The 19,972-nt window shown below is 74.5% G+C and carries 14 protein-coding genes and 1 pseudogene; 8 read left to right on the top strand and 7 right to left on the bottom strand.

Annotated features, from left to right (window positions below; all coding sequences use genetic code 11):
* The first annotated feature begins 445 nt into the window (after positions 1–445).
* The 3 genes from NAEX_RS08000 (at position 446) to NAEX_RS07990 (ending at position 5,561) form a co-directional block, all read left to right on the top strand.
* Positions 446–1,945, top strand: a complete 1,500-nt coding sequence (locus tag NAEX_RS08000; RefSeq protein WP_143140877.1) for a S28 family serine protease — start codon at positions 446–448, stop codon at positions 1,943–1,945.
* Positions 1,946–2,394: 449 nt separating this feature from the next.
* Positions 2,395–3,891 (top strand): ATPase domain-containing protein, encoded by a 1,497-nt coding sequence (locus tag NAEX_RS07995; protein ID WP_211302373.1) that lies wholly within the window; start codon positions 2,395–2,397, stop codon positions 3,889–3,891.
* Positions 3,888–5,561, top strand: a complete 1,674-nt coding sequence (locus tag NAEX_RS07990; protein WP_211302372.1) for an ATP-binding protein — start codon at positions 3,888–3,890, stop codon at positions 5,559–5,561. Before NAEX_RS07995 ends, NAEX_RS07990 begins: the two co-directional genes overlap by 4 nt.
* Positions 5,562–5,702: 141 nt before the next feature.
* On the opposite strand, the gene NAEX_RS53705 is transcribed toward NAEX_RS07990, so the two are convergent.
* On the bottom strand, positions 5,703–6,473 hold the full coding sequence (locus tag NAEX_RS53705) for a citrate/2-methylcitrate synthase (protein WP_275937633.1): 771 nt from the start codon (positions 6,471–6,473) through the stop codon (positions 5,703–5,705).
* 158 nt (positions 6,474–6,631) lie between these two features.
* Positions 6,632–6,952: pseudogene (locus NAEX_RS53700) on the bottom strand (helix-turn-helix domain-containing protein); the annotation flags it as partial.
* A 171-nt stretch (positions 6,953–7,123) separates the two neighbouring features.
* Between NAEX_RS53700 and NAEX_RS07980 the strand changes: the two are divergent.
* On the top strand, positions 7,124–8,218 hold the full coding sequence (locus tag NAEX_RS07980; protein WP_096326917.1) for a citrate synthase: 1,095 nt from the start codon (positions 7,124–7,126) through the stop codon (positions 8,216–8,218).
* Positions 8,219–8,281: 63 nt separating this feature from the next.
* Here the strand turns inward: NAEX_RS07980 and NAEX_RS07975 are convergent, their stop codons facing one another.
* From NAEX_RS07975 to NAEX_RS07965, 3 genes are all read right to left on the bottom strand, one after another.
* On the bottom strand, positions 8,282–9,661 hold the full coding sequence (locus NAEX_RS07975) for a hypothetical protein (protein ID WP_096326916.1): 1,380 nt from the start codon (positions 9,659–9,661) through the stop codon (positions 8,282–8,284).
* A 247-nt stretch (positions 9,662–9,908) separates the two neighbouring features.
* The gene (locus NAEX_RS07970; protein WP_096326915.1) at positions 9,909–11,159 is read right to left on the bottom strand and encodes a hypothetical protein; all 1,251 of its coding nucleotides are present in this window, start codon (positions 11,157–11,159) and stop codon (positions 9,909–9,911) included.
* Positions 11,160–11,296: 137 nt separating this feature from the next.
* Complete coding sequence (locus tag NAEX_RS07965) at positions 11,297–12,400, bottom strand: ADYC domain-containing protein (RefSeq protein WP_096326914.1); 1,104 nt, start codon at positions 12,398–12,400, stop codon at positions 11,297–11,299.
* 287 nt (positions 12,401–12,687) lie between these two features.
* On the opposite strand from NAEX_RS07965, the gene NAEX_RS07960 reads away from it, so the two are divergent.
* Complete coding sequence (locus NAEX_RS07960) at positions 12,688–15,759, top strand: serine/threonine-protein kinase (protein WP_096326913.1); 3,072 nt, start codon at positions 12,688–12,690, stop codon at positions 15,757–15,759.
* Between the two features lie 70 nt (positions 15,760–15,829).
* Here the strand turns inward: NAEX_RS07960 and NAEX_RS07955 are convergent, their stop codons facing one another.
* On the bottom strand, positions 15,830–16,393 hold the full coding sequence (locus NAEX_RS07955) for a hypothetical protein (RefSeq protein WP_143140875.1): 564 nt from the start codon (positions 16,391–16,393) through the stop codon (positions 15,830–15,832).
* Positions 16,390–16,836, bottom strand: coding sequence for a hypothetical protein (locus NAEX_RS07950; protein WP_143140874.1), 447 nt, complete (start codon positions 16,834–16,836; stop codon positions 16,390–16,392). The genes NAEX_RS07955 and NAEX_RS07950 overlap by 4 nt, the downstream gene beginning before the upstream one ends.
* Before the next feature lie 204 nt (positions 16,837–17,040).
* On the opposite strand from NAEX_RS07950, the gene NAEX_RS07945 reads away from it, so the two are divergent.
* From NAEX_RS07945 to NAEX_RS51995, 3 genes are read left to right on the top strand one after another with little or no spacing between them, the layout of a single operon-like run.
* Complete coding sequence (locus NAEX_RS07945; protein ID WP_096326910.1) at positions 17,041–18,303, top strand: hypothetical protein; 1,263 nt, start codon at positions 17,041–17,043, stop codon at positions 18,301–18,303.
* A complete protein-coding gene (locus NAEX_RS07940) occupies positions 18,300–18,860 on the top strand; it encodes an RNA polymerase sigma factor (protein WP_096326909.1) in 561 nt (186 codons plus the stop codon). The genes NAEX_RS07945 and NAEX_RS07940 overlap by 4 nt, the downstream gene beginning before the upstream one ends.
* Complete coding sequence (locus NAEX_RS51995; protein WP_211302371.1) at positions 18,853–19,851, top strand: FecR domain-containing protein; 999 nt, start codon at positions 18,853–18,855, stop codon at positions 19,849–19,851. Before NAEX_RS07940 ends, NAEX_RS51995 begins: the two co-directional genes overlap by 8 nt.
* Positions 19,852–19,972 lie beyond the last annotated feature (121 nt).

Below are 19,972 nucleotides of genomic sequence, written 5' to 3'. Positions count from 1 at the left end.
CTGATGGGGGCCGCGACGCGCACGGGGCCATCTTTATATATACATCGATGCGTCGAGGAGAAGTCGACCGCGCCTCGCGTAAATGCTGTGATGATTCATGCGTCGCATACGCCACGCCGAACGACCGTCCCGCCGCTCGAGCGACTGCGGTGACGACTCTGCCGCTGGGTGGAATTTCGCCGGTGGAATCACTCGCTGGTCTGATGATTCGACGCCATGCGCTCAAGGCCACACCTCCGCCATGCGGCGGACAGGCGGCCTGCGCGTTCGCCCTCGCTCGGAGGCTCGTCGGCGCTCCTCCGGGGCGGATGGAGTCGCTCCGGAGACCACGGGCAACCGCACGAGGCTCGGCTCGAGGGAGCGGCGAGCCTCGGTCCGGGAGGTCTCCCCGGCGGCGGGGCATCGACGGCTGACGGCGGGCCACGCGGACGGTAGACTGGCGTCGATGTCCGCGGTTCGCGTCTCCGGGGTGGTCTTCGTCGCGCTGGTGATGGGGGCGTGCGGCGAGGTCGAGGCGGAGAGCACGACGGAGGACGCGTCGACGACCGGCACGTCGACGACGACCTCCGGTGCCGGCGATGCGACGACGACGACGGTCGAGACGAGCGAGGCGTCGGCGACGGCGGCGACGGTCGAGACGAGCGAGGCGTCGCCGACGACCGGCGCGGAGGCCGACATCCTCGAGCGGTTGCAGGCGATCGACGGGCTCGAGGTCGAGGAGGCGCCGGCGTCGATCGAGGGCTACCGCTTCTTCCGGCTGCTCTATCACCAGCCGGCCGATCACGCGGCCGCGGGCGGGGCCCGGTTCGGGCAGCGGATGACGCTGCTGCACCGCGACGCGAGCGCGCCGATGGTGATGGTGACGGCGGGCTACGACATCAGCGTCCAGGCGGCTTCGCCGGGGGAGGTCGCGCAGTTCGTCGCGGGCAATCAGCTCACGATCGAGCACCGCTTCTTCACGCCCTCGCGCCCCGACCCGGCCGACTGGGAGACGTTGACGATCGAGCAGGCGGCGGCCGACCACCACCGGATCGCGGCCGCGCTGCAGCCGATCTACGGCGGGCGCTGGGTGTCGACGGGGGTCAGCAAGGGCGGGATGGCGGCGCTGTACCATCGCCGCTTCTATCCGGACGACGTCGCCGGGACCGTCGCGTACGTGGCGCCTCTGTCCCACGGGACGGCCGACCCGCGCTACGTCGAGTTCGTGGCCCAGGTCGGCGAGCCGGGCTGTCGGCAGGCGCTGCAGGACGCGCAGCGCGAGATGCTGCTGCGCCGGCCGGCGATGCTCGCCGAGATGATGGAACAGGCGGCCGACGACGGGCTGGGGTACGAGCTCCTCGGGCTCGATCTGGCGCTCGAACGCGCGGTGGTCGAGCTGCCGTTCGTCTTCTGGCAGTACCTCGGCGCGGGCGTGTGCGACGTGGTGCCGACGGCGAGCGCGACGGACGTGCAGGTGTGGGCATTCCTCGACAACGTCAATCCGCCCTCGGGCTGGTCGGACGACGAGCTGCTGCATGATGAGCCGTACTTCTGGCAAGCGGCGACGGAGCTCGGGTACCCGGCGATGGACGAATCGGGGGTCGAGGACCTGCTGCTCCACCCCGGGGTCGACGCGCCCGCGATCTACGTCGCCGGCGGGGCCGAGCACGCGCCGGCGTTCGACCCGTCGCCGATGCTCGACGTCGCCGATTGGCTGGCCACCGACGGCGAGGCGATGATGTTCATCTACGGGGAGAACGACCCGTGGTCGGCCGCGCGGGTCGAGCTCGGCGCGGCCGAGGACGCGTACGTGCTGGTGGCGCCTGCGGGCAACCACGGGGCGGAGATCGTCGATCTGTCACCGGCCGACCGCGCGCTCGCGCTGCAGGTGCTGGAGCGCTGGACGGGAGCGAGGACGCGGACGGAGGCGGCGCGCGACCCGGCGCCGCTGCGCCGGCCCTTGTGAACGGCGGGCCCGCCGCTGACGCGTCTGCCTGCGCGACGGACGGCCGGCGCTGCGTCGCGTCGCAGGCGTGACGGCTGCCGTGGCTGACCCGAACCGAGGACGCCGCGGCGTCGAGCCCGACCTGTCCTTTGGCTCAGGCGCGTCGCTCGCCGGACGCAGGGCCTCGGCCGCGTTCGTCGCCCGCGCATCGTCCGATGAACGAGCGCGACCCGGGGCCTGAATTTCGCGGGCCCGCGCTCGCCCGAATCTCATGGGGAGGTCGGGAGAGCGCGATGTCCGCGACCGGCGCTCGGGCATGCAATTTCTCATCCATCGTCGTCGACCCGGGGATCCGCAGGACGTCCGTTCACATCCTCCCGGGTGGATCGCGGTCAGACTCTTGCTCGCTGCGCCGATGGCGTCCATACAGCGGACAAGACCCATTCCTCCTCATGACCCGAGCTGTCCCCATGCCCTTCTCGCAACCGCGCGCGCCGACCGGAATCTCCGGCCTCGACGACATCCTCGGCGGGGGCCTCCCGATCGGCCACCTGTACCTCTTCGAGGGGTCGCCCGGCACGGGAAAGACCACCTTCGGCCTGCAGTTCCTGCTCGCCGGCCGGGACCGGGGCGAGGCCGGGCTTTATATCACCCTGTCCGAGACGCGCGACGAGCTCGCGGTCGTGGCCGCGTCGCACGGGTGGTCGCTGGACGGCATCCGGGTGTTCGAGCTGCTGTCCCCCACCGATCTGAGCGCCGCCGCCGAGCAATCGATCCTCCACCCCTCCGAGGTCGAGCTCGGGGAGACCGTCGACGCCGTGATAAGGGCGCTCGAGCGCGAGAGGCCGGCGCGGGTCGTGTTCGACAGCCTCTCCGAGATGCGGATGCTGGCCCAGGATCCGCTCCGCTATCGCCGGCAGATCCTCGCGCTCAAGCACTACTTCGCCCGCCGCGAGTGCACGGTCATGATGCTGGACGATCGCACGACGGCGCACCAGGACCTGCAGCTGCACAGCATCGCTCACGGGGTCCTGTGCCTCGAGCAGCAGGCCCATCAGTACGGGCCCGCGCGGCGGCACCTGCGGGTGAGCAAGATGCGCGGCCTCAAGTATCGCAGCGGCGACCACGACTTCGAGATCCGCACCGGCGGCATCGAGGTCTATCCGCGGCTCGTGGCGGCGGAGCACCGCGTCCCGGTCGAGCACGCCCTCGTCTCGACCGGCAACGCGGCGCTCGACAGCATCCTCGGCGGCGGCCTCGTACGCGGCACGAGCGTCCTGTTCAGCGGGCCGTCCGGCGCCGGCAAGACCACGACCGCCCTCTCCTGCGTCGAGGCGGCGCTCCGCCGCGGCGAGCGGTGCGCCTTCTATCTCTTCGACGAGAGCCTCTCGATCATGCTGCAGCGGGCGGCGGCGCTGGGCATCGACGTCCGGGAGTACGCCGAGGCCGGGACGCTCGAGCTGCGGCAGCTCGACCCGGCGGAGATGTCGGCGGGAGAGTTCGCCCACCGGGCGCGCAGGGCCGTGGAGGCGGGCGTGAAGGTGGTGGTCATCGACAGCCTCAACGCCTACCTGCACGCGATGCCGGGCAGCCGGTTCCTGGTGTTGCAGATGCACGAGCTGCTCGCCTACCTCAGTCAGCAAGGGGTCATCACGATCCTGATCTTGGGCCAGCACGGCCTGCTGGGCGAGGGCCGCTCGGACGTCGACCTGAGCTACCTCAGCGATTCGCTGCTGCTGTTCCGCTACTTCGAGGCGCGCGGGCGCTTGCTGAAGGCGCTGTCGGTCACGAAGAGCCGCACCAACGCGCACGAGTCGACGATCCGCGAGTTTCGCCTGACCGAGCGCGGCGTCGAGGTGGGCGACGTGCTGCTCGACTTTCACGGCGTGCTGAGCGGCATCCCGCACTACGACGGGGTGCGCCCGTTGCTGTCGGACGGCGACGACGCCCCCGCGTCCGAGGCATGAGCGTGGAGCAGCGGGTCCTGATCTACACGCCGCGCGGGCGCGACGCCGAGGTCGTGGCGGGGGTGCTACGGTCGGTGCAGCTCGAGGCCGTGACCTGCGCGGACCTGGGTGCGCTGCTGACCCGGCTCGACGAGGGGGCCGCGTGCGCCATCTTCACCGAGGAAATCCTGGCCGGGGAGTCGCGGGCGAGCCTGCGCGACTGGCTGGCGCGGCAGCCGGCGTGGTCCGACTTTCCGTTCATCGTCCTGGCGATGCGCCACCCCCGGCGGCGCTCGGTCGACGTCTCGGCGGCCCTGCGCGAGCTCGGCAACCTCGTCCTGCTCGAGCGGCCGCTCAGCGCCGAGACGCTGGCGAGCGCGACCAAGTCGGCCGTGCGCGCGCGCCAGCGGCAGTACGCGATGCGCTCCCACTGGAGCGAGCTGGCCGCGGCCAGGGCGGAGGTCGACCAGGCCAACGCGCTGCTCGAGACGCGGATCGCCCAGCGCACCGCGGCGCTCGCCAGCGCCAACGACCGCTTGACGGCCGAGATCGCCGAGCGCGAGCGGGCCCAGCTCGCGCTGGCCCAGTCGCAGAAGATGGAGGCGCTCGGGCAGCTCACCGGCGGCATCGCCCACGACTTCAACAACTTGCTGCACGTGGTGAACATGAACCTCGACCTCGTCGATCTGCTGACCGAGGACGAGAACATCCACGCCACCACCCAGCGGGCCAAGGACGCGGTGAGCCGCGGCGCGCGCCTGACCGGGCAGTTGCTGGCGTTCGCACGCCGGCGGTCCATGATGCCGCGGATCAACGACATCCGCGCCGTCTTGCACGAGATGCGCGACCTGCTGGCCGTCGCGCTCGGCGCCAGCATCACGCTCGAGTTGACGACCGGCCCCGAGGAGCTGCACGCGTTCGTCGACGCCAATCAGCTCGAAATGGCCGTGCTCAACCTGAGCATGAACGCGAGGGACGCGATGCCCGGGGGCGGCCGCCTTCACGTGCATGCGGCGGCGGGCAGCGGCGAGGGCACCGAGCTGCCGGGCGGCGAGTACGTGGTGATCTCGGTGCGCGACGACGGCGTCGGCATCCCGGCGGACCTGCTCGGCAAGATCTTCGAGCCGTTCTTCACCACCAAGCCGGTCGGCAAGGGCACCGGCCTGGGACTTTCGCAGGTCTATGGTTTCGCCAAGCAGTCCGGCGGCACGGCGCGGGTCTTCAGCACGCCCGGGGTCGGGACGACGGTGGAGATCTTGCTGCCCCTGCAAGGCAAGCCCGACGAGGACGAGGCTCACCCCGAGGCGCCGCCGGGTTCGGCCCGGCCGGCGCGACGCTTCCACATCCTGGTGGTCGAGGACGACGAGGAGGTCCGGCGCGCCGTGGTCGAGGGCCTGCAGTCGCTCGGCTACGGCGTCCGCGCGGTCGCCAGCGCCGAGGAGGGCCTCCAGTGCGTCGTCCAGGCCGCGCCGGATCTGCTGTTCGTCGATTACGCGATGCCCGGCATGAACGGCGCCGAGTTCATCCTGGCCGCCCGGGCCCGCGGCGCGAGGATGCCGGTGGTGGTCGCCAGCGGCTACGCCGACATGCAGGAGGTCGAGCGGCTGATCGATACCCGGCACTTCTTGAGCAAGCCGTTCGACATCGCCGCGATGGCCCGCGTGGTCGCGGACGCGCTCGCCAACCGGTGAATCGCCGACGGTCCGGCGGTCACTCGCTCCACCCATTCGCCATGGATGCAAGCCTCGTGGCCGCGAACCGATCCTCCGTCGCGACCGGGGAATGGAGGATGAACGCGCTCTGCGTCGAGCCCGGCCGCGGCGAGCTGCCGCTCACGGGCCGACGTAGCGGGCGCGCGGGCGCAGGAGGAAGCCGGCGGCGCGCTGTTCGAAGGCGTGGGCCAGCCAGCCGGCGGCGCGGCCGACGGCGAAGATGGCGACGGTGGTGCGCGGGGGCAGGCCGAGCGCGGCGCCGAGAGCGACGAGGCCGACGTCGAAGTTGGGCGGCTCGCGGCCGGCGTCGCGCATGGCGTCGACGATCGCCAGCAGCGTGCGGACCTTCGGGTTGCGCGGGGCGTGCTCGGCGGCGGCGGCCAGCAAGGCGGCGGCGCGTGGGTCTCCGTCGGGGTAGAGCGGGTGGCCGAAGCCGGGGACCTCCTCGCCGCGGCGGGCTCGCTCCTGCACGACCGCGCGCGCGCGCTCGGGCTTGCCGACCTCGGTGACGAGCGCCTCGACGCGCTCGGCCATGCCGCCGTGGCGCGGGCCCGAGAGCGTGGCCAGGCCGGCCGAGACGCAGGCGTACAGGTCGGCGCCGGCGGAGGCGGCCACGCGCACGGCGAAGGCCGAGGCGTTGAGCTCGTGGTCGGCGGAGAGGACCAGCGCGCGGTCCATCACCCCGCGCGCGCGGGCGCCAGCGGGGGCGCCGAGCGAGACCAGCAGGGCGCCGGCGACGTCGGCCTTGGCGAGCGCGGGGCGGACGTGATCGACGGCGATGCCCGCCCCGGCGAGCGCCGCCATGCGCACGAGCAGCGCGCGGGCGCGGACGAGCTCGGGGCCGGGCGCCGGGTTGAAGCGATCGGGGTCGGCGGCGGCGAGCGCCGGCACGGCGAGCGCGAGGGCGACGAGCGGGGGGCGCCGTCGGGCAACAGGGCGGTGAGCGAGGCGAGGCGCAGCCCGAGGCCCGGGGCCGGCCACCGCGGGGGTTGCTCGGGCAACGCGCCGGACCACAGCAACTCGGCGACGGCCTCGAACGCGCTCGCCCCCGCCAGCTCGACGGCAGGGCGGCCGCGGTAGCGCGGGCCGCCGGCGTCGATCGCCGTGAGCGCCGACTCGAGCACCGGCTCGCCCCAGCGCAGCGCGCCGGCGGCCACCGGGCCGTGGCCCGAGCGCGCGTCGCTGCGGGCCTTGAGCCGCTCGAGGTCCTCGCGGCTGTAGCGGCGCTGCCGGCCGGCTCCCCCCGGCTCGCTGCGCAAGAGGCCGCGGCTGGCGTAGGCGTACAGCGTCTCGCGCTTGACCCCGAGCAGCGCCGCGGCCTCCTTTCCGCTCAGGTAGCTCGCGCTGGCGTCGTCGCGGTCGTCGGCCATGCCCTCGAGCGAGGATGTCAAATCGATGATGGATTGTCGAATCAACGTGGACCCACGCGGCGCGGTCGTCGGTCGCGATCGCAAGCGGTGGATTCGCGCGAATGGTGGATTGTCGAATCAACGTTGATCAACGTCCGCCGCCGGCCCAAGCTGCTCGCCAGGAGGCACTCCATGGATACGATGGTGACGAGGAGCGGGCTGGACGGCGTGGTGGTGGCGGACACGCGGCTCAGCGAGGTCGACGGCGAGCGCGGACGGCTGGTGGTGGCGGGCCACGACATCGAGCGGCTGGCCGGCGCGACCTCGTTCGAGGCGGTCGCGGCGCTGCTGTGGACCGGCGCGCTGCCGCAGGGCGACGCGGCCGAGGCGACGCGCGCGGTGCTGGCCGAGGGCCGGGTGCGGGCGTTCGCGCAGCTGGCCGAGGGCGAGCTGGCGCGCCACGCCGACGGCATGGACGCGCTGCGGGCGGCGACGGCCCGGCTGACGGCGCACGACGGCTTCGACGCGCCGGCGCGGCTGACCGGCGCGGTGGCGGTGTACGCCGCCGCGTGGGCCCGGGCGCGCGCCGGCGGCAGGCCGCTCGCGCCCGACCCGAGCCTGTCGCACGCCGCCGACTACCTGCGCATGCTCACCGGCGAGGTGCCCGATCCGGCCCGCGTGGCCGCCCTGGAGGCCTACCTCGTCACGGTGGTCGACCACGGGATGAACGCGTCGACCTTCGCCGCCCGCGTGGTGGCGTCGACCGGATCCGACCCGGTCTCGGCGATCGTGGCGGGGATCGGCGCGCTCAAGGGGCCGCTCCACGGCGGCGCGCCGGGGCCGGTGCTCGACATGCTCGACGCGATCGGGGAGCCGGCTCGCGCCGCGCCGTGGATCGAGGCCGAGCTGGCGGCAGGCCGGCGAATCATGGGGATGGGCCACCGGATCTACCGGGTCCGCGATCCGCGAGCGGCGGTCCTCGAGGCCGCGCTGGCGCGGCTCGAGCAAGCGGGGGTGGCGAACGGCCGCCTGGCGCTGGCCCGCGCGGTCGAGCGCGCGGCCGAGGGGGCCCTGCGCGCGAAGTACCCCGACCGCCCGCTGGCCGCGAACGTCGAGTTCTACACCGCGGTGCTGCTCGACGCGGTCGGCCTCGACCGCGCCGCGTTCTCGCCGACGTTCGCCGCCGGTCGCGTGGTCGGCTGGTGCGCCCACGTGGCCGAGCAGCGCGCGACGGGGCGGCTCATCCGCCCGGCGTCCCGCTACGTCGGCCCGGCGCCGCTGGCGTGAATCGATCGCGGTGGCTGCTGCGCGGTGCGTCTGTCTGAATGGACAGGTTGATCGCCCGCGCCGTCAATCCTGCCAGTAGAACAGCAGGTCGCCGACGCACAGCGGGTCGCGGCGGCCGAAGAAGTACACGTGGAGGCCGGTGACCTCGCAGCCGGCGAGGGCGGGGTCGATGACGCGGAAGCCGGCCGCGACGAGGGCGGTGCGGGCCCGGCGGTCGTCGTCCTCGAAGGCGACGAAGGGCCCGAGCGCGCTGACCGACACGGCGCCGCCGGCGAAGGCAATTTCATAATAGGTGCCGTCGCCTTGATTGTGCAATTCGCCGGCGGAGCGCGGCGGCCGGGGCTCGAGGCCGGCGGCGGCGAGGGCCGCGTGGGCCTGCGCGAGCAGGGCCGATTCGTCGGGCGGGACGAACGGCTGGCCGACCGCCGCCTCGAGCAGCCAGCGCGGATCGGTCTGCCGCTGGCCGGGCGCGTACTCGGCGACGATGGCCCGGCGCACGTCCTCGGGCACGATGGGGAGCGACACCCGCGGGCTGCCGAGCGCACGCCAGGCGTCGCCGATGTCGCGCCCGCGGGCGTGGAGGACGCACAGGGCCCACATGCACGCGCCGGCCGGGCCGCGCGGGCACTCGTCGGAGGTCCAGGCGGCCGCGGCGGGGCCGTGGGCGGCGACGACTGCCCACAATGCGTCGTCGGGACGCGAGGAGCCGACGAGCAGCAGGTGCGCCTGGCGGGCGACGATGACGTCGGCGTCGGCGAGGGCGGGGACGATGTCGCCACCTGACCGATCGAGCAGGCGCACGCCGAGCAGCCGCCGGGCCGGGGTGGCGGCGGTGAAGGCGAGGGCGGGCAGGTCGGCGGCCTCGAGCGCGGCGAGCACGGCGTCGAGGCCGACGGCGGCGATCAGGGCGTCGACCGCCGCCTCGCCGGCGGTCCGCCGGTGCGTCCACGGATCGGCGGCGAGCTCGGCCAGCGGGGCCGCGGCCGAGGCGTCGCCCAGGCGCGCGCGGGCGTGCAAGATCGCCGGCAGCATGTCGTGGCCGACCTCGGGCTCGCGAGCGGCGCGCAACCACGCGAGCAGCTCGCCGGCGTGCGGGCCGAGCTCGGCGTCGGCGAGCGCCTCGAGGATCGCGCGGCGCACCTCGGCGACGTCCTTGACGTCGCAGACCCGCGCGAGCAGGCGCGGCACGCCCGCGGGCGGGACGCGGCCGCGAAGGGCGAGGGCGCACGGCCGGCGCCGCCACCAGGGCTCGCGCAGGTCGCAGACGAGGTCGAGCAAGACGTCGGCGCGCTCATCGGCCAGGCGCGCGACCAACTCGGGCGAGAAATCCGGGGCCGGAATGCGGCCGGTGAGCCGGCGGCGTGCAGAGTTCCACATGCGGCGGAGGACGCGAGTGTCGCCGAGCCGGGCGGTGGTCGCAAGCGCGACGACGCGACGGCGCATCGGCGACTCTGCACGTTCGGGGACGGCGCGCGCAGGCCTTTTGCCCCGCGCGATGGTGCGCCGGGCAACATGGCCGTCGGGACAGATTGGAGAACACGCGCGGGCCCTCACGGGGCACGTTCGGCGCTGCGAGAGAAGATGTCCTTCGGGACATCTGGACGATGTTGCCCCACCTGGCGCTGGCCGCCGCGGGGAGATGTCCGTCGGGGACATCCGGCGCGAGACGAGCGCACCCCCGCGGGGCCGCTCACTGCTGCCCTACAAAACCTGTCCGCTGGGACAGCGGGCGCAGCACCAGCGGCGCGAGCACCGTGCGGGTCGTCAGCACCGCCCAGCGCGACGGCTCCTGCTGCGGGCCCGCGATCGTGGCGACCACCCACAGCTCGCCGCGATCGAGCGCGAGCACCGTCTGCGGCGCCAGCGGCTCGGGGCCCGGGGGAGGTGGCGCGGGACCGCCGGGCAGGGCGGCGACCGGCTCGCCGGGCGCGTCGACCGGGGCGAGGGGAATCACCTCCCAGGCGGTCGCGGCCGCGCCGCGGCGGTGAAGGCCGCGTTCGTTGACGAGCCACAGCGTCCCGTCGGGCGCCTCGGCCAGCGAGGTGATGCAGCCGCCCGCGGGCTGGGGGACCGGCTTCCATGTCCCTTCGGACAGGCGGTCGAGCGCGGGCTGACCCTCCGGCAGGCAGCGATACGCGTACAGCCGGGTCGGGTCGCGGCCGACCACCATGGCGGCCGGCCCGTGCGCCGGCGAGCCGCGCTCCGGCGGCGGCGGCAGGGCGGTCCACGCGCGGGCCCCGGGCGACCAGCGGTGGAGCGAGGGCGTGAACGAGGCCTCGATGCCGACGATGACCACCGACCCGTCGGCGAAGGTGAGCAGCCGCTCCGCGCCGCGCCCCTTCGGCAGCTCCGGCCACGGCGGCGGCGGGCCGTCGTCGAGGCGATCGATCCTCGCCCGTCGCGACGGATCGACCTCGCCGCTCAGCCTCGGGTCGACGAGCCCGCGCAGGCCGAGGACCGCGCCGTCGGCCGCGACCGCGAAGTCGGAGTAAAATTCGAGCTTCGGCGGATCGCCGGCGATCGGCGCGTCGACCCAGGCGCGGTGACGCCAGCGCCGGACCTCGTACGCCATGGGGGTGCGCGTGTTGTCGGCGATCGCGGTGACGAAGACGTGGTCGGGCCAGCGGCCGCCCACGGCCCGCACCCAGTCGTCCGGCCAGCCGCGCTGCCACGTGCTCTCGCTGCGCAGCGGACCGTCGCCCACCGCCAGGGCGAGCACGCCGCGGCCGTGGACCGCGACGTCGCCGCCGGCGAGCGGCGTCACCGAGAGCGAGTCGTCGGACACGGCGGCGAGCTGCAGGGTGCGGCTCGCGTGGTCTCTGTCCGAAGAGACAGCGACCACGTCGCTCGGGGGCGGCTCCGGCATGTCCTCGGAGACAGGTTCCAGCGGCGCGCAGGCGCCCGCGAGCGCGCACGCGAGGGCGAGCCGGCGAACGAGCATGGGCGGACGTTAGCACGGGCCCGAGCGCGCGGTCGCCCGGCACAGGCCGTTCGGTCGCGGCTCACAGAGCGCGACGAGCGGCGAGCCCCGTCCGGCTCACCGCTCCTCGCAGGGTCACGAGGTCGCTCGCTCCGCGCTCAGGGGTCGACCTTGACGCCGAGCACGCCGAAGGTGGCGAGCTTGACCGCGTCGTCGCAGTGGGGCAGGGCGGCCCAGCCGCTCAGGTTCGCCACCGGGTTGACGTACTGGCGATGGATGCCGACGTTGAGCGACCCGCCCCGGCAGCTGGCGCCGGTGTCCGTGTAGCCACCTTCGATCCGCCAGCTCGGGTCGTTCGTCCAGGTGAAGAGGCCGCCGATCGGGTCGTGCGGCGAGATCGGGTTGCCCGGCACGGTCTGCGGCTTGCCGTCGTGCCACGCGGTCCACATGCGGAGCATCGCGGTGCGCTGGCTGGCGTGGAGGCCGCGGTACATGCCCGGCTCGTAGAAGACGTTGAGCCAGTACTGACCCTTGGACACCGCGCCGTCGAGGCAGCCGTTGATGAAGGTGCCCGGGGCGAGGTCGATCGTGCCGCCGGCCGGGGTGGACCCGAGCGCGACATTGTGGTTCAGGACCGAGCTGAAGCGGTACGCCGGCTCGAGGATGCCGCCGTCGGTGTCGTTGGGGCAGGTGTGGTACCAGCCGGAGCCCTTGGTCGTCTCGGGATAGACCTGGTCGTCCTTGGGCTCGACGTCGGTGACGAACACGTAGCGGCACATGGTCATCGACGGCACGTACCGGCCCGGCTCGCACTCGGCGTCCTGGATCTTCAGCTGGCCGGTGAACGGCGGCTCGGCCGGGTCGTAGGGGGTGACGAGCAGGTCGAACACCGCGCCCTCGACGTACTCGCCGTCGATCCAGCCGAACGTGCCGAGGTGCAGCTTGAGCTGGCCGTCCTCCTTGACGTCGATCTCGTCGATCGCCCGCGGGACGCCGTCGTGGAGCCCGAAGCCGCCGGTGATCCGGATGTCGGCGGTGAAGTTGCCGGCGTCGGCGTTCAGCGCCTCCTTGAGGTTCGACATCATGTGGTCGCCGATCATCGAGGTGTTCTCGACCGGCGGCGGCGTGCAGCCGGTGCCGACGCAGCGGAACACGCTGTCGACGCCGAAGTCGTCGAAGCCGTCCTCGGACGGCTCGTCGCAGCCGACGGCGAGGGAGAGGGTGGAAGCCAGGAGGAAGCAGGATTTGGTGGCCTTGTTCATCGTAGTGCCCGAACTACACCCGGCAGGTGATCGTCGCCCGGCGATCAATTGGCCCCGCGAGAAAAGTTTCTCGCGGACCGCCGCAAACCAGCCTCCCGCCGCCGTCCGTGCCCGCCTCATCGGCAAATGTCCCAGGCGGCGTCGCCGGCGCGGGCCGCGGGCGAGCACGAGGCCCCGCGCCCGCAGCCCCGGCGCGCGGTCGTGACCTGGAGGAGCGTCGGCGAGGACGGGGCAACTTCCAGGTCGAGGTGAAATTCGGCCACACTGTCCCCGGTCGATCGGCTGCGATGGCGAGCGTCGAGACAGATGCGGACACCGAGGAGGCCCAGGGCCCGTCGCTGTCGTCGCCTGTCCCCCGGGACAGCGACACCGTCCCGCGGGCGCTTGCGGAGGGGATGCCGGGCGACGATCCGCTCGACAAGAAGCTGGTCAAGCGGGCCCTGTTCCCGCGCCGCACGACGCCGGTGCAGATCGGGCGGTTCCAGATCTTGAGCCTCGTCGGTCGCGGCGGGATGGGGGTGGTCTACGCGGCCTACGACGACCTGCTCGACCGCAAGGTCGCGGTCAAGGTCCTGCTCGCCGAGTCGGTCCGCGATCCGGCGCTGTCGCGCAGCCGACTGATGCGCGAGGCCCAGGCGATGGCCCGCCTGCAGCACGCCAACATCGTCACCGTCCACGAGGTCGGCCAGGACGACGGCCAGGTGTTCGTGGCGATGGAATTCGTCCGCGGCACCACCCTCGACGCGTGGGCCCGGCAGGACCGACCCTGGCGCGAGATCGTGGCGACGTTCGTCCGCGCCGGCCGCGGGCTCGAGGCGGCCCACCGCGCGGGCCTCGTCCACCGCGACTTCAAGCCGGCGAACGTGATGGTCGGCGACGACGGGGCGGTCAAGGTGCTGGACTTCGGGCTCGCGCGCGCGGCCGACGACGGGGCGCCGCAGGAGCCCGAGCTGCCGCGCCACGTCCACGCGGCCGAGTCGCACCTGGCCCCGCTGACGCGCACCGGCGTGGTCCTCGGCACGCCGGCGTACATGTCGCCCGAGGCCCACCGCGGCGAGCCGTCGACCGCGGCCGGCGACCAGTTCAGCTTCTGCGTGTCGCTGTACCAGTGCCTCTACAGGCAGCCGCCGTTCGACACCACCTCGCTGGCGACGCTGCTCGCCGATCTGCGGCGCGGCAAGGTGGCGCCGCCGCCCGCGGGCACGCCGGTGCCGGCGCGGATCTTCCGGGCGCTGCGCCGCGGCCTGGCGAGCGCGCCGGCGGACCGCTTCCCGTCGATGACGGCGCTGCTCGCCGAGCTCGAGCACGACCCGGGCGCGACGCGCCGCCGCCTGGCGATCCTCGGATCGACGGCAGCAGCGACCGCGACGGCGGCGTTCTTGGCCGCGGGGCAGGGGCCGGAGCCGGCGCCCTGCCCCGACGCGCAGGCCGAGCTGGTGGGCGTGTGGGACCCGGCCCGCGCGGCGGCGGTCCGCGCGGCGTTGACGGCGATCGACACGCCCGCGGCCGCGGAGGCGCTGGCGAGCGTGCCGCCGCAGATCGAGCGGTACGCGGCGTCATGGGTCGAGATGCGCAACGAGGCCTGCGTGGCCCACGTCGAGGGGCGCCAGTCGTCGCAGCTGTTCGACCTCCGCACCGCCTGCCTCGATCAGCGCCGCGCCGGCCTCGACGCGCTGGTGGTCGCGCTCACCCAGGTCGACGCGGCCGGCGTCGGCGCGGTCGTGAAGGCGACCGCCGAGCTGCCGCCGCTGGCCCGCTGCGCCGACAGCGAGGCGCTCACCGCCGCGGTCCCGCCGCCCGACGAGCCGCGCCTGCGCGTCGCGGTCCAGGCCCACCGCGAGGCCCTCGCGCGCGCCCAGGTCCGCGAGGACGCCGCCCAGTACGCGCTCGGCGAGGCGCTGGTCGCGGATGTCCTCGGGGACGGCTCGGCGCTGACCTACGAGCCGCTGCGCGCCGAGGCGCTGCTGCAGCGCGGCAGCCTGGCGATGGGGGCCGGCCGCCACGACGACGCCGAGGCCGCGTTCACCGAGGCGCTGCTGGCCGGCGTCGGGTCCGGGCAGGACGCCGTGGCGGCGCAGGCCAGCTCGAAGCGGGCGTACCTGCGGGCGATCCCGCTGAACCGGCCGCAGGCGGCGCGCACCGAGATCCCGCTGGTGACGGCGCTCAACCGCCGCGTCGCGGCCGACGTCGATCTGTACGCCGAGTTCCTCAACAACATGGGCGCGATCACGTTCGCGAACCGCGACCTGGCGGCGACGCGCGAGTACTGGGAAAAAGCCGCGGCGCTGCGCGAGCGCCACGGCCGCGGCGACACGCCGAAGGGCATCGGGACGCTCGCCAACCTCGGCTTGCTGGCGCGCCAGCAGCACCGCCACGAGGACATGGTGGCGCTGTTCCGCCGCGCGGCGGCGGCCTCGGAGGCGCTGCTCGGGCCGCGTCACCCGATGCACCTGCGCCAGGCCTGGCTGCTGGCCGACGGCCAGTGGCGGCTGGGTCGACCGCGGCAGGCGCTGGCGGCGATGCGGTCGGTCGAGCAGCGCTTCGACGGCCTCGACAACGGCTACACGCGCGGCATGATCCGCCACGGGATCGCGCTGGTCGAGCTCGACGAGGGCCTGCTGCCGGCGGCGCGCGAGCACCTCGACCGCGCGCTGGCGGAGCTGCCCGAAGCGTCGATGACGTTCGACGCGGTGCTGTGCGAGCGCGTCCGCCTGTTCGCGCTCATGGGCGACGCGGCGGCGATGCAGCGCGAGTACGAGCGGGCCCTGGCCCGCGTGCCCGCGCCGCTCGACCCGGCGCAGACGCGGTACCAGTGGGTCCTGTTCGCCCACGGCCAGGCCCTCGACGCGCTCGGCCGCCCGGCCGAGGCCCTGGGCCCGCTCGAGCAGGTGCACGCGGCGCTGGTGGCCGAAGACAACGCCCTCGAAGCCGCCGCGGTCGCGGTGATCGTCGGCGAGATCCGGCTGAAGCTCGGGATCCTCGACGAGGCCGAGACCGACCTGCGACGCGCGCGGGCCGACCTCGAACGCCTCGCGCCGCCGCGCAACCTGATCCTCACCGGGGCGATCGTCGCGCTCGCCGAGCTGTCGCTGGCCCGCGGGCGCTTCGCGGAGGCGGCCGAGCTCGCCGCCGAGGCGCTGGCCGTCTACGAGGCGGTCGCCGAGCCCGACCACCTGCCGGCCCTGCGGGCCCGCTTCGCCCGCGCCCGCGCCCTCACCGGGACGGCCCCGCAGGTCCCGCCCGAGGCGCGCGCGCTGGTCGACGCGGCGATCGCCGGCTGGCGCGGCAAGTCGCGCGAAACCGAGCTGCGCCGCGCCAGCGAGTGGCTGGCGGCCCACGGCGCGGCGCCCGCGCTGTGACGATGGACATGTCGAAAAGGACATGCCTTGAAAAGCATGTCCTCGAAGGCATGTCCTCGAATACAGCAGCTCAGCAGGTCGGCGCCGAGAAGCCGCCGTTCAGCTCGGGCCCGCCGAGGGTCGGGTCGGCGATCCCGGAGCCGAAGCCGTGGAGCACGCCGGTGACGCAGTCGGCGGCGACGCCGGTCAGCTCGAGCTGGCCGGTGAAGAACGGCTCGTCGCCGATCGTGCCGGTCTGGCCGCCGCTGCCGCCGTCCATCACCGTCATGGTGCCGATCACCTCGGGGTGGGCGTCGAGGTCGATCGTCCCGGCGACCGCCAGCGCGGCGGGGATCTCGACCGTGAACACCCAGCCCGTGCGCTCGCAGTCGTCGGTGAGCGGGACGTCGAGGGCCCGCGTGCCGCACTCGAGGCCGAACGAGGTCCAGGTGATCACGAGGTCGCCCGACCCGAGCCACTCGGCGTGGGCGACGGCGATCTGCGGATCGGCGGCGACCGGCGGGGCCGCGCAGGCCGCGGTGTCGAGCGGGGTTTGGGCCGGGCCGTCGATGCACTGCGGCGGATCGCAGGCGAGCGCCAGCGATAGGCCGCAGGCCGCGGCGAACAGGTGGGAGAGAGGAGTACGGCGGATCATGGCGCGCACCTCGGGGCCCGGAAGCCGCCGTCGAAGGGTCCGTGCTGGCCGACGAGGCCGACGATCCGGCCGGTCACGCAGGTGTCGGTGACGGCGAAGATCTCGACGCTCGCCATCTCGAGCTCGCCGCCGCCGCCGTGGACGCGGGCGTCGGGCGTCTCGAACTCGACGTAGAGCGGGGTCTGCAGCGGATAGGCGCCGGGCGTCGCTTGCTCGGCCGGGAGCCCGAGGGTGAGGCCGCGGTCGTCGTCGCTGGCGCAGTAGCCGTGCTGCGAGGCCGGCTCGCCGCACGCGAGCGGACGGGTCGACATCGTCAACACCAGGCCGTCGAAGCGCTCGACGGCTCGCGCGACCGCGAGGCCCTCGATCGGCGCCACGCCGGGCGGGAGCTCGGGGCAAGCCTCGAGGTCTTCGGCGCTCTGGTTGCCGGGCAAAGCAGGCACGGGTTCACAAAGCAGTGTGTCGCAGGCCGGCGCGACGAGCGCGACGGCGAGCACGAGGAGGAGCGGAGGTGCGTGCATCATGCCCCGAATCAGTCCTCGCCCGCCGCGGAGTTTCCTGGCGAAGACCGCCCCGACCGGCGCAAAAGAAAGTCGTCGCGGCGAGGAAACTTCGGGGCGGCTCGGGCATGAAGTAACCCGGGACCCGTGCTCCTGCTCCTCGCCACCCTCCTCGCCCCGCCGACGCCGCCCGAGACCAGCGTCGAGCTGCGCGTGACGTCCGTCGACGACGGCGCGGCGAAGCTGCTCGAGCAGGCGCTGGTGCAGCGCCTCGGCGCGCGCCTGCTCGAGGACGGTTACCGGGTGGTGCCGGCGGGGCGCGCCGCCGGTGTGCGGGTGTGGGTCCACCTCGAGGCGACGGGGGCGACGATCGAGACGCGCGGGACGACGCTGCGGATCGAGACGGTGCCGGCCGGCGACCCGGCGCTGGTGAGCCTGGAGATCCAGCAACTGACGACGGCGCTGGTCGACGAGGTGGAGCCGAGCCCGGCGGAGGCCGAGCCGGCGGTGGCGCTCGAGGTGACGGGGGCCGCGGCGGACCCGGAGCTGCGCGAGCGACTGCAGCGCGGCCTGCTCGGCCGCGGCTTCGCGCTGACGCGCCGCCCGGGCGCCGACGATCGCCGCCTGTGCGTCGCCGTCGCCGACTCGGGCGAGGCCCGCGTCCACGTGGTGGGCGGAAGCAGTCGCTGCGCGGAGGAAGCCGCGGCGGTGCCCGTGCCCGCGGGCGAGACGGTGGCCCGCGGCCGCGAGCTGTTGCTCGCCGGCGCAGCGGCGGCCCTCGACGCGGTGGTGCCCGAGCCGGCGCCGTGGCAGGGGGCGACGGCCACGAACGTCGCGGCGCCACCGGCGATGGCATCACGAAAAGAATCACCGGCGGGCGAGGCCGTCGCGCCCGCCGAGCGCGACGCGCCGGTGTTCACGATCGCGGCCCACGGCGGGCTGCTGGCGCGCACCGGCGGCCCCGTCGACGGCCTGGTCGGCTTCGGGCTGCGCGTCGGTCGGCGGCGCGGCCTCGGCGGGGTGATCGATTGCGTCGTCGTGCCGTCGCGCGCCGAGCAGCTGCGCGTGGTCGAGGCCGCGCCGACGGCGGCGCTCGACTGGCGGATCGGCGCCGGCACCCGGGGCGTGGTCGCGCTCGGCCTGTTCGCCGGCGTCCACCTGCACCACTACGCGCAGACGGGCGGCGCTCGGGACACCCGCGTGGGCGCGAGCGCGGGCGCGACCGTGCGCGTCGGCTGGCTCGGCCGCCGCGGCGCGCTGCTGTTCGCGGGGCTGCGCGCCGGCTGGTCCGGCGGGCGCTGGGTCCACGTCCACGACGCGGAGGTGAGCTGGCGGCGCGCCGGTCTGGTGCTGGGGCTCGAGCTCGGCGCCGGCTGGGACATCGCGCTGCGACGCGGGAGGCGGCGATGAGCGAGCGGGCCGCGGTGTCGAAGGTCCAGGTGATCGACGAGGTCGGTCGCGACGACGACGGCGCGGCCCTGCTCGACCGGCTGTACCGCCGGCACCACCGCGCCGTGTACCAGCTCGCGCTGCGCTACGGCCTCGGCAACGAGGCGTGGGCCGAGGACGTCGTGCAGGACGTGTTCCTGATCCTGCTCGACCGGCTGCCGACGCTGGAGGACACCGGCCAGCTCGACGGCTGGCTGTACCGCGTGACCACGAATCGTTGCCTGCGCAAGCTGCGGCGCGACGCGTTCTTGAATCGTCCGCTGGTGCGGTGGTTGCTCGCGCGCGACGGCGCGGCCGAGACCTCGCCCGAGCAGCAGGTGTTCGCCCGCCGCGACCTCGAGCGGGCCCGCTCGGCCCTCGCGGCCCTGCCGGCGCGCGAGCGGGTGGTCGTCGGCATGTGTCACCTCGACGGCAAGTCGCAGCGCGAGGTGTGCGAGATCCTCGGGCTCTCGAAGGGCTACGTGTCGAAGCTGCTGGCGCGGGCGATCGCGCGGCTGGAGGAGGCGCTCGATGACTGACCGCGAGCCCGAGGTGATTGCGAAGATCCGGGCCGTCGACGAGGCGCTGGCGCGGCGCGACATGTCGCCGGTGGCGAGCGAGCGGGTGCGCCAGGCCCTCGCGCGCCACGCCCAGGCGCGGCCGCTGCGAGCCCGCCTGCGCTGGTGGCCGGCGCTCGCGTTCGCGGCCGGGGCGGCGTTGATGGCGGTGCTGCTGCTCGAGCGGCGCGAGGACGACCGCGGGGCGGTCGCCCGGCGCGAGGTCGAGGCGCCGCCGGTCGCGATCCCCGAGGTCACGGCGCCGCCGCAGCCGCAGTGTGACGCGCTGAGGACGGGCGCGTTGCGCCTCGCGGGCGACGGCTGCCTCGCGGGCGACGGCGTGCGGGTCAGCGCGTGGGCGCCGGCGACGCTCGAGCGGGCCGGCGATCGGGTGACGGTGCACGACGGCGAGGTGATGTTCGAGGTCGATCCGCGGCCCGGACGACCGCTGCACGTGATCGCGGGGGCGATCGACATCGAGGTCGTCGGCACGCGCTTCATCGTCCGCCAGCGCGACGGCGCCGGCAGGGTCTCGCTGCTCGAGGGCCGGCTGCGCGTGCGCGCGGGCGACGGCTCGATGGTCGCGCTCGCGGCGGGGCAGGAGTTCGCGTGGCCGGCCCCGGTTCCGCCGCCGGTGCAGGCGCCGTCGCCGTCTCGGCGCCGGCCGGCGAGCGCGACCGCGCCGGCGAGCGACGCGGGCCTCGCCGAGCTGCTGGCGGAGGTCGACGCGCTGCGCCGCGAGGGCCGCTACCAGGCGGCCGTCGAACGCCTGCGAACCGCCGACTCCGCCGCCTGGTCGCCGCGCTCGCGCCAGCTGGTGTCGTTCGAGATCGGCGCGCTGCTCGAGCGCCAGCTCGGCGACGCTGCCGCGGCCTGCGCCCACTGGAAGCAGCACCGCGAGCGGTTCCCGAACGGCTCGCGCGACGAGATCGTCGCCCGCTCGCTGGCGAAGCTGGGCTGCGACTCGCGGTGACGCGATCAAGACGGACCTGGCTGCCAGGGCATGTCCTTTGGACAAGGTCCTTGCGCGCAGGATCTCCGGGGCCGCCCCGAGCGGGCGGCGGCGAGCGGTGTGAGCGGTGGGTCCAACCCTG

Origin of the sequence: Nannocystis exedens, assembly GCF_002343915.1 — a bacterium.
In the GTDB taxonomy this organism is placed as follows: domain Bacteria; phylum Myxococcota_A; class Polyangia; order Nannocystales; family Nannocystaceae; genus Nannocystis; species Nannocystis exedens.
This window is presented reverse-complemented; position numbering and strand designations above follow the sequence as displayed.